Genomic DNA, 10077 nt, shown 5'->3' with positions numbered 1-10077 from the left:
CCGATCTTTTAAAAAGGCTTGACCTAAATTTTTAAATTATTTAGCTTCAACATTGCGATAAACCATAATTTGAAATATAAAATTAACATAATAAAAAAGGAACCTTGTACAAGATTCCTTTTAGTGTATTGTTTATTCTGACGGAGCATCAATGGTTACGGTCATATAATTGTCATCTTCTTTGTATGAAAGATATACATTATATCCGTCTTTATCATCTGCGGAATAATAGCCCTCATAACTGCTTTCGTCAACGGTAAAGCCGAGTTGCTTGCATTTGTCAACATATTCGTTAAATTGGTCTAAAGATAAACCGTAAGCCTCAAATCCAAAAGAATTTTCATTATCTGATATGTATTTCTTTACCACCTTTACATCAGGCTTAGGAATTTTTGTGCCGAGTTCCGATGTGGTCCAATAATATGCCTCTTCGGTATTTTCATCTTCTGAATATTTTTTAGTGCTGAAATCATAATATGAAGTGTAGATTTTATTGTCATTAATGTATTTTATGGTAGCAACATCGGGTTCAACCAAATTAAAGTGATTCATGTCTTTTAAATAATAAATACCGCTGTAATAATAGCAGTTTATATTTTTTGCGGATTCTCCGGGTTCAACAATTTTTTCGGTTTCTGCGTGCATAGAAATATCCCTTTGTTTTAATTCGGAAATATCATCATCACTCATTGAAAATTTATCTTTAATCTCGTTGTAGAAATTTTCCTTGTCCTCTTCCGTTACCGAGCCTTTTTCTTTAAATGTCATTTCAAAATCCGTAACTGTATATTTTGAATTGTTTGTATAGTCTAAAAGAACATATTTTTCACCGTCAACAATTCCTTGATCCACATTCCATGCAATATCATCAATTTTAATTGTTTCTCTCTTCTTTTCCGGTTGTTTTGTCTGTGATACAGCAGATGCATCATCGCTTGTTTGACTTGCAACGCCCTCACTGCCTGTCGAAGCCTGCGGTGCTCCATTGTCGGAGCATCCGGCAAAAACTATTGTAGCAGACGCCGCAACAATAACAGCTATAAATGTACATAAATTTTTCTTAACGATATTTTTCATAATTATGACCATTCCTTTCCGCCTTGCTACAAGGCACAAAAATAAATGAAAGCAACTTGTAGTAAAGCTATGTAAAAATTGTTAGAATGTACTTGAGAAAGCAAACACACTACAGTGCACGAAGAGGTGAGTAGGCTCAGCGTATACTGAACTGAATATTTATGTGTGTCGGATGCTCTTTCAAGCACAATTAATTAGGGCATTGAACCCTGTAAACTTATCTTTGGAGAGATATACTACTCAATCTTTCAGTGAGCATCCAATCCCTGTTTGTTTCCTCAAAATATTAATTTTGAGGGATGTGTTGTGTTAAAAATCGTTTATCCTGTTTGCTGTGGAATAGATGTCCGCAAAACCTTTATCTATTGTTGCATTGCAACTACCGACAACTAGGGTATTACCACCTACAAAAGCAATCGTTTTTCGACTTTTACTAATCAACTGAAACGATGTGCAACTTGGCTCAAAGAGAATGATTGTAAGGATGTTTGTATGGAATCCACGGGCAAATATTGGATTCCTGTTTACAACATTCTTGAATTGTCCTGCAATATTGTTTTGACTCACCCAAAATATGTTAAAGCAATTAAGGGAAAGAAAACTGACAAAAGGGATGCCAAATGGATTGCTGACCTTTTTAAGCATGATTTAATTAACGGTAGCTTTATTCCTCCGGCTGATATTCATCAGTTAAGGGATTTAACCCGTTATCGAAACAAGCTAACCAATTTTATTGTCGGTGAGAAATACCGTGCGCAAAATTGCCTGACTGTTCCCAATATCAAATTAGATGATGTTTTCATTTTATGGCTTGACTTTTATTTGCAGGACTCCTTAATGTAAATCCGTTGACATTATTATATAAAAATAAAAATAAAAAAGTGTATGCTGTCAGCATACACTAAGAAAATAAAAAACTTATTTGATTGATAAAACTTAAATCTTTGGATTATGGTTTAGCACACGATTTAAGCCAAATAATTAAAAAAAGGTTGACTAAACTTTTATAATTGCTTGGCAAAGCATTATGCTAAACCATAATTTAGCGTTTCAACATTTGTGTCAATGCCGTAAAAGAAATGCAAAGCATTATGCTAAACCATAATTTAGCCCAATTGTTGATAAAGAACCGGCTTATAAAAATTAATTCTAAAATTAGTTCTAAGGAGATTTTCTTATTTTATCGGTATCAATTATAAAAATTACATACTCTCAGGGCAAGAGATGTTGAACATTGTAAGAACATTCTTGATTACAACCTTTACGCTTTCGCAAAGTGCAAGTCTTGCCTGTGTGAGTGCCTCGTCCTCGCCCTTAACTCTGCAAGCGTTGTAGAACTTATGGAAAAGTGTTGCAAGCTGTGTTACGTAGCGGGTAATCTTGGTTGGGTCATAGTCCTTAGCCGCACTCTCAATCTCATTTGTATATGATGCGAGATGGTGGATAAGCTCCTTTTCTTCGGGCGCTGTGAGAAGTGCAAGCTCCGCATCTGTACATTTGCGTGGGTTAATGCCGTCTTTTGCAAGCGCCTTAATGATACTGCAAATTCTTGCGTGCGCATACTGAACATAATATACAGGGTTCTGGTTGTCCTGTGCAACCGCAAGGTCAAGGTCAAAGTCCATCTGTGTATTTGCCTCACGGGTGTTGAATAAGAATCTTGCGCTGTCAACAGGTACTTCCTCAAGGAGGTCGCCAAGCTGAATTGCTTTACCTGTACGCTTGCTCATTCTTACGATTTCGCCGTTCTTAACGAGTTTTACAAGCTGCATAAGCACAACATTGAGTTTGTCGCCGTCATAGCCGATAGCGTCCATTGCGCCTTTCATACGCATTACATGACCGTGGTGGTCTGCGCCCCATATATCAATAAGAGTTGTAAAACCTCTGTCAAATTTATTTTTGTGATAAGCAATGTCGGCTGTAAAGTAAGTAGGGTTGCCGTTTTGACGGATAAGTACATCGTCTTTTAATTCAAGATTGTCAATGTATTTTTGAGTTTTGCCCTGCTTTAAAAGTTTTTCTGTAAGTACCTGCTTGTTCTTGTACCATACAGCGCCGTCCTGCTCATATGTAAGTCCTTTTTCCGTGAGTGTGTCAACAACCGCCTTTACAGCGCCGCTCTTATGAAGTTCACTCTCAAAGAACCACTTGTCATAGGTGATGTTGTACTTTGCCATATCGCTCTGCATTTTGCTTATATTCTTAGGAAGTGCAAAATCTACAAGAGCTTTTTTGCGCTCTTCGGAAGATACATTTACAAGGCTGTCGCCGTGAATGTCGGCATATTCCTGCGCAAGTTCTGTTATGTCAACGCCCTGGTAACCGTCCTCGGGGAATACGATTTCGTCACCCTTAAAAATTTGAAGATAACGGGCCTCGAGTGAGCAGCCGAACTTTTCAATCTGATTGCCTGCGTCGTTTACATAAAATTCACGCCATACATTGTAGCCTGCCTTATCAAGAACAGCGGCAAGACAGTCGCCGAGTGCGCCGCCTCTTGCGTTACCCATATGCATAGGGCCTGTAGGGTTTGCGGATACGAACTCTACCATTACCTTTTCGCCCTTGCCAAAATCCGAATTGCCGTAGGTTTCCGGATTTTCAAGTACGCTGTTTACTACTGCGGAATAAAATTTTGAACCGAGGAAAAAGTTGATGAATCCCGGACCTGCGGTTTCAAATCTTTCGCACATTGTACCCTCAAGGTCGAGGTGTGATGTGATAGCCTGTGCAATTTTAAAAGGAGGCATACGGAAAGCCTTTGCGCCGGCCATAGCGGCATTTGTTGCAAAGTCGCCATGTGATCTGTCGGCAGGTGTTTCTATAATAAAATCGGGTAATTCTGCCTGTGGCAGGTCACCCTCTGAAATTGCCTTTTCAATGGCAGAATTAATTGCAAGTTTAAGCTTGCCGACTGCTTCAGCATAAATGTTCATTGTTTTCTACCTCTTTCTTCTTTTCAATGTCTATTTTAAATCGGTTTTCACTCACAAGGTCCGAGTTGAAGTCAAGAGTGTAGATAACCTCAAGTGAACCACCGTTTTCGTTAAGATTGTTGTTCAGCGTTTTTGTAAACACACCGATTGAAAGCGTGCCCGCAATAGTTTGGTACATACACTGATGTCTTTTGCCTTTTTCAAGTATAAGTTGAGAACTTAACGGTCCTTTGCGTGAAATCGTAACGGTTTCGTTTTCAACCTTAACCAGGTTGTTGAGAAACTTATCGGGCAAATCTTCGTCATATTCCTTGTAATTTATAAGGAAATGACCGTTTTTCATCATATATTTACCCTCGGTAATTACTTCAATGCGGTCGTCTTGCCCTTCAACTTTCTGCTCACCGACAATCGAAATCATATAAGGATTCTTTTCTTTTTCCATAAATTCCTCCGATTATCAGTACTTTTCAATATCTATCTGCGTTACCGTGTGCTCCATATTTTTGCCAAGGAATAACTCCGCAACACTTTCAAAGCCCTCGGGAGTGTCGCTTACAAAGAATGATGAAGCGCCTTGCTCGGTGCTGTTGTTGAGGAGATTATTTTCTCCGAGCACCTTTTTGGTGTATAAAGCAGTTTCGTAGCCGGAGTCAATAAGCTCAATGCTGTTGCCGATTACGCTTGAAATCGCATCTGCAAGCAACGGATAATGAGTACAGCCCAAAATGAGTGTGTCAATATCATTTTCCACAAGCTCCGTAAGGTAATGCTTTATTGTGAGGCGAACAATCTGATCGTCTTTATGTATAAATCCGTTTTCCACAAGCGGAACAAAGAGAGGGCAAGCCTTTTCAAATACCTTAAATTCGGGATTTAACTTTTCAAGACGAGCCTTGTAGTTATGTGTGCTTATTGTAGCGGCTGTGGCTATAACGCCGATTCTGCCAGTTTTTGTCTTTTTTGCAGTAGCAAAGGCAGTCGGATTTATAACGCCTGTGTAAGGAACAGGCAGGTCGCTTTCGAGCTTTTTGCCCGCAACAGAACTTACCGTACCGCAGGCGGCAACAATCATTTTTACATTATTCTCAAGCAAAAAATTTGTATCCTGAAAAGCATATTTTGTAATGATTTCTCGGCTTCGGTTTCCGTAGGGAACTCTGCCCGTATCGCCGAAGTATATTATATTTTCATTTGGAAGAATGTGCAGAAATTCTCTTACCGCACTCAATCCTCCAAGCCCGGAGTCAAACACACCGATGGCATTAGCTGAAGACATATTAAAACCTTCTTTTCGTTATTGCATAAAATTATACCTCTTAATAATAACATATAAAGGCATCGGTTTCAAGTTAAAACAAAAAAATAATGCGTGCCGTTGCCCTTTTCTGTAATTGACAAGTGCACATATTAACTGTATAATATATTGGTGAATACATTTAGAAAGGATGTATGACTTTGGAAATAAAAAATGCTTTTGAATATATTGCAGGTAAGGTTGAGGCTCAGCTTGCTCCTGCCGGATATACAAGACAAAAGGTAGCGGCCGACGACAAGCAGGAAATTGTAGCGCTTTTTACAAGCGAAAATGTTGCTTATTCGGTAGTTTATTACAAAGAAAAAACTCATATGGTACTGCGCACCTGTACTATGACAGAGGAAGGCCCTGACAACGAGTGGAAAACTCTTGCCACATGGATGCTTGACGAAGAAAGCACACAGAAAGATGTCGAGAGTATTTCAAACGACTTTATTGAGGGCGTTTCGGGCGCTGTTGCCGTTAAGCGTGCAAAGCAGATTAAGCAGAAAAAGAAAAAGGACGATGACGGCAATGCAGATCCAAAGTTCCTTGCAAAGCGCTTTGTAGCTGTTTTCCCTGAACTTAAAGAGGAAATCAAGTACGAAGAGGACGGATATTTTCCGTTCAGAGGCGCAACTTTCGCAAAAGAAAAGATTGCTCCGAAGATTGTTGATTATGTAAAATCAGCAACAAAGCCGCAGCTTGAAAAACTCGTTGGTATCTTTAATCTTCAGTACAACAACGGCGATGCTGACACACGCGCAATTATCACCATAGTATTGCTCAATGCACTTGATGATGAGCAGTTCAACACAGTGTTTGAGTATTTAAGCGATGACCTGAAAAAGGCCGCAAAAGCCGCAAGAAAATACAAGGGCAAAAAGGTTAAGCCCGAAAAGCCGAAGAAAAAGAATGTTTCTAAAGCATCGACACTTAATGATTAATCTTATATAAAAGCAGAAATACTGCGATTTTTTGCGAAAAAACACTTGACTTAGTGTTTTGTATATGATAGAATAGTTATACCTCTGAAAGGGGCTTTATTTTTCTGCCCTATTGAGGGAGGCTAAAATATTCCGAAAAAACCGGGAGGTGCCGTTATGAGAGTTAAAATCACATTGGCCTGCACAGAGTGCAAACAGCGTAATTACAACACAATGAAAAACAAGAAAAACAGTCCCGACAGACTTGAAATGAACAAGTACTGCCGTTTCTGTAAGAAACACACTCCGCACAAGGAAACAAAATAATGGAGGTTTAAAATGGCTGACAAAAAGGTTGAAGCTAAAAAGGCTGACGCTAAGAAAGCGGATGCCAAGAAACCTGCTAAGAAAAACAAACAGAATGTTTTTCAAAAGCTTTTTAAGTACCTCAGTGCGTGCAAGGGTGAACTCAAGAAAATTACTTGGCCTTCACCAAAGCAGACTACAAAGAACTTCGGTATTGTTATCGGCGTAATTGTAGTTGTGGGACTGTTCATTTTCGGCCTTGACAGAGGACTTTTCGCTCTGCTCGGCTTAGTTATGAACACTTCAGCTTAATCTCTGTTATTACTAACTTACGAAAGGAAGAAAGTAAATGGCAGATCAAGAAGCAAAATGGTATGTAGTGCATACTTATTCCGGCTACGAAAATAAGGTAGCAGCTGACTTAATGACAACTGCAGAGAACAGAAATCTTCAGGATATGATTGTTGATGTTAAAGTACCTACAGAAATCGTAACCGAAACCGTCGGCGACAAAACAAAAGAGGTTGAAAATAAAATTTATCCTTGCTATGTATTTGTTAAGATGGTTTACACTGATGAAACGTGGTATGTAGTACGAAATATCAGAGGATGCACAGGATTTGTAGGACCGGGATCTAAACCTGTTCCACTTACAGATGCTGAGGTTTACAGAATGGGCGTTGAAACCCGCTCTGTAAAGGTGAACTACTCGGTGGGCGATTCAGTTCGTATTATCGATGGTCCCCTTGATGATTTTGTCGGTGTGGTTGAAGAAATCGACGCTGACAAAAACTATGTCCGTGTCATTGTTTCAATGTTCGGACGAGAAACTCCGGTTGAGCTTGAGTTAGGTCAGGCTGAACTGCTTGAGGATTAATCGCAGATAATTTGCCTTACGGCTTATTATTGGGAACAAAATGTTCCCTGTGGGAGGGAACCTACATAGTGGTGTCCCGCAATTTACCACGAATTTTGGAGGTGCAAACACAATGGCTCAGAAGGTAGTTGGCTTAATTAAGTTACAGATACCTGCCGGAAAGGCTACTCCGGCTCCGCCTGTTGGACCTGCTCTTGGTCAGCACGGCGTAAATATCGTTGCGTTCACAAAGGATTTTAACGAGCGCACAAAGAATGACATAGGTCTTATTATCCCTGTTGTTATCACAGTTTATGCAGACCGTTCATTCACTTTCGTTACTAAAACTCCACCGGCAGCAGTTCTTCTTAAGAAGGCTTGTGGCATTGAGAGTGGTTCTGGCGTACCAAACAAGACAAAGGTAGCTCAGATTACTCGTGAGCAGATCACAAAGATCGCAGAGCAGAAAATGCCGGACCTTAACGCAGGTTCTCTTGAAGCTGCAATCAGCATGGTTGCAGGTACTGCAAGAAGCATGGGTATTACAGTAGTTGACTAATTATCCGGGTGGGAGGGAATTCCCGATTGACCACCTATCAATGGAGGAAAACTGATGAAACACGGTAAAAAATATGTTGACGCAGCTAAGCTCGTTGACAAATCAAAATTATACGAACCAGGCGAGGCTCTTGAAACTGTTATCAAGACAAGCACCGCTAAGTTTGATGAAACCGTTGAGCTTCATGTAAAGCTCGGTGTTGACAGCCGTCACGCTGACCAGCAGGTTAGAGGCGCTGTTGTACTCCCTAACGGTACAGGTAAAAATGTTAGAGTTCTTGCAATTTGTAAGGGCGCTAATGAGGAGCTTGCAAAGGAAGCAGGTGCTGACTTTGTAGGTGCTGAGGATATGACTCAGAAGATTCAGCAGGAAAACTGGATGGACTTTGATGTTCTTATCACAACTCCTGACTGCATGGGTCTTGTAGGTCGTTTAGGTAGAATCCTTGGTCCTCGTGGTCTTATGCCAAACCCAAAGGCAGGTACTGTTACTCCTGACATTGCTAAGGCTGTTAAAGAAGCTAAAGCAGGTAAGATTGAGTACCGTCTTGACAAAACAAACATCATTCACTGCCCAATCGGTAAGGTAAGCTTTGGCGCAGAAAAGCTCGGCGAGAACTTCGATACACTTATGGAAGCTATCGTAAAGGCTAAGCCAGCTGCTGCAAAGGGTCAGTACATTCGTTCAGTTGCCATTGTATCAACAATGGGACCAAGCGTTCGTATTTCACCTGCTAAGTTTGGTGTTTGATTATAATTACTTTAATGTTTACACCTTTGGTGTGAATATAAATTCGCTGTTCTAAAGACAGCAGGTGCAATATGCATAAAGGTTATACCGCCTGCCGAGGAAGATGCAATTTTACATTATTTTTGTATTTTTGCGGCAGTCCGAGGTCTAATCGGACTGCCTTGTTTTTTAAGAACTTTAGATACTGCGTTTAAAAAATTTTGGAGGTGAAATAATTGCCAAGTCAAAGTGTTTTAGAGCAGAAGAAAGTCATCGTTGAAGAACTTACAGCAAGACTTAAGAACTCTGTTACAGGTTTAGTTGTATCATACGAGGGTATCAATACTGAGGACGATACAAAGCTTAGAAAAGAACTTCGTGAAAACAATGTACACTATTCAGTAGTTAAGAACACACTTTTATCTCGTGCTTGTGATGAAGTAGGTCTTGAGGACATTAAGCCTGTTCTTGAGGGTACAACAGCTCTCGCTACAAGCGACAGCGAATACGCTGCTGCTGCAAGAATCCTCTGCAACTATGCTAAGGATCACGATAACTTTAAGGTTAAGTCAGGTTACCTTGACGGCGCTGTTATTGATATGGATACAATCACAGCTCTTTCAAAACTTCCTACAAGAGATGTACTTCTCGCAAATGTACTTGGTGCATTCCAGGCACCGATTGCTTCTTTCGCAAGAGCTATTCAGGCTGTTGTTGATAAGGGCGGTGTTGAGGCTTGTTTAGCAGCCGCAACAGAAGAGGCTCCTGCTGAGGAACCTGCTGCAGAATAATCTGCAATATTAACTTAAATTTTACAACTTATTATATCGGAGGTAAATTAAAATGGCATCAGAGAAAATTACTGCTATTATTGAAGAATTAAAAGGCCTCACAGTTCTCGAGCTTTCAGAGCTTGTACACGCTGTAGAGGATGAGTTTGGTGTATCAGCTGCTGCTGCAGTTGCTGTTGCAGGTCCTGCAGAGGCTGCTTCTGCTGCTGCTGAGCAGACGGAGTTTGATGTAGTTCTTAAGAGTGCCGGCGGCAACAAGATTGCTGTTATCAAGGCTGTTCGTGAGATCACAGGTCTTGGCCTTAAGGAAGCTAAGGCTCTCGTTGACGGCGCACCTAAGACTCTTAAAGAGGCTGTATCTAAGGACGAGGCTGATGAGATCAAATCTAAGCTCGAAGCAGCCGGCGCTGAAGTTGAAGTTAAGTAATTTAATTTCCAAAGTTTTTTATCCCGACGGATTTATCCGTCGGGATTTTTTGTTTGACTTTTTATTAAGATTTCTTTATCAAAAATTGGGTAATTATGGTTTAGCTTAATTTATTGCAATGTTAAAATACATAACTAAAAGGTTTGGTCGACCTTTTCAAAGGTCGTGGG

At 40.2% G+C, this 10077-nt stretch carries 12 protein-coding genes, 1 pseudogene and 1 other annotated feature; of the genes and pseudogenes, 9 read left to right on the top strand and 4 right to left on the bottom strand.

Annotated elements, in window-relative coordinates:
• Positions 1-132: 132 nt before the first annotated feature.
• Positions 133-1089 carry a DUF6591 domain-containing protein gene (locus AAAY30_RS10670; RefSeq protein WP_337781727.1) on the bottom strand — a complete coding sequence of 319 codons (957 nt, stop codon included), beginning with the start codon at positions 1087-1089 and terminating at the stop codon, positions 133-135.
• 294 nt (positions 1090-1383) lie between these two features.
• Here AAAY30_RS10670 and AAAY30_RS10665 point away from each other — a divergent pair.
• A pseudogene (locus AAAY30_RS10665) lies at positions 1384-1875 on the top strand (IS110 family transposase); the annotation flags it as partial.
• Positions 1876-2279: 404 nt separating this feature from the next.
• Here AAAY30_RS10665 and argS read toward each other — a convergent pair.
• Genes argS through murI form a run of 3 tightly spaced genes read right to left on the bottom strand, consistent with a single transcriptional unit; the run spans position 2280 to position 5295 of the window.
• The gene (gene argS, locus AAAY30_RS10660) at positions 2280-4016 is read right to left on the bottom strand and encodes an arginine--tRNA ligase (protein ID WP_186936009.1); all 1737 of its coding nucleotides are present in this window, start codon (positions 4014-4016) and stop codon (positions 2280-2282) included.
• Positions 4000-4461 (bottom strand): YwiB family protein, encoded by a 462-nt coding sequence (locus tag AAAY30_RS10655; protein ID WP_252558825.1) that lies wholly within the window; start codon positions 4459-4461, stop codon positions 4000-4002. The genes argS and AAAY30_RS10655 overlap by 17 nt, the downstream gene beginning before the upstream one ends.
• 15 nt (positions 4462-4476) lie before the next feature.
• Positions 4477-5295 (bottom strand): glutamate racemase, encoded by an 819-nt coding sequence (murI, locus tag AAAY30_RS10650; protein WP_022235559.1) that lies wholly within the window; start codon positions 5293-5295, stop codon positions 4477-4479.
• 179 nt (positions 5296-5474) lie between these two features.
• On the opposite strand from murI, the gene AAAY30_RS10645 reads away from it, so the two are divergent.
• The 8 genes from AAAY30_RS10645 (at position 5475) to rplL (ending at position 9907) form a co-directional block, all read left to right on the top strand.
• Positions 5475-6260 carry a DUF7674 family protein gene (locus AAAY30_RS10645; protein ID WP_295026070.1) on the top strand — a complete coding sequence of 262 codons (786 nt, stop codon included), beginning with the start codon at positions 5475-5477 and terminating at the stop codon, positions 6258-6260.
• Positions 6261-6416: 156 nt separating this feature from the next.
• Entirely contained in the window at positions 6417-6566 is a 150-nt protein-coding gene (gene rpmG / locus AAAY30_RS10640) for a 50S ribosomal protein L33 (protein ID WP_022235557.1), read from the top strand.
• A gap of 12 nt (positions 6567-6578) precedes the next feature.
• Positions 6579-6857 carry a preprotein translocase subunit SecE gene (gene secE, locus AAAY30_RS10635; RefSeq protein ID WP_022235556.1) on the top strand — a complete coding sequence of 93 codons (279 nt, stop codon included), beginning with the start codon at positions 6579-6581 and terminating at the stop codon, positions 6855-6857.
• Between the two features lie 37 nt (positions 6858-6894).
• A complete protein-coding gene (nusG, locus tag AAAY30_RS10630; RefSeq protein ID WP_022235555.1) occupies positions 6895-7422 on the top strand; it encodes a transcription termination/antitermination protein NusG in 528 nt (175 codons plus the stop codon).
• Between the two features lie 112 nt (positions 7423-7534).
• Positions 7535-7960, top strand: a complete 426-nt coding sequence (rplK, locus tag AAAY30_RS10625) for a 50S ribosomal protein L11 (protein ID WP_022235554.1) — start codon at positions 7535-7537, stop codon at positions 7958-7960.
• A gap of 54 nt (positions 7961-8014) precedes the next feature.
• Positions 8015-8710 (top strand): 50S ribosomal protein L1, encoded by a 696-nt coding sequence (rplA, locus tag AAAY30_RS10620; RefSeq protein WP_022235553.1) that lies wholly within the window; start codon positions 8015-8017, stop codon positions 8708-8710.
• 33 nt (positions 8711-8743) lie between these two features.
• Positions 8744-8885 (top strand) — a sequence feature (ribosomal protein L10 leader region).
• Positions 8886-8925: 40 nt separating this feature from the next.
• A complete protein-coding gene (gene rplJ, locus AAAY30_RS10615) occupies positions 8926-9480 on the top strand; it encodes a 50S ribosomal protein L10 (RefSeq protein ID WP_295026069.1) in 555 nt (184 codons plus the stop codon).
• A 52-nt stretch (positions 9481-9532) separates the two neighbouring features.
• Entirely contained in the window at positions 9533-9907 is a 375-nt protein-coding gene (gene rplL, locus AAAY30_RS10610) for a 50S ribosomal protein L7/L12 (RefSeq protein WP_186936003.1), read from the top strand.
• Positions 9908-10077 lie beyond the last annotated feature (170 nt).

It is taken from the genome of Ruminococcoides bili (assembly GCF_040093295.1).
Lineage (GTDB): Bacteria > Bacillota > Clostridia > Oscillospirales > Acutalibacteraceae > Ruminococcoides > Ruminococcoides intestinale_A.
Note: the sequence above shows the minus strand (reverse complement) of the source record. Positions and strands in the feature narration are given on the sequence as shown.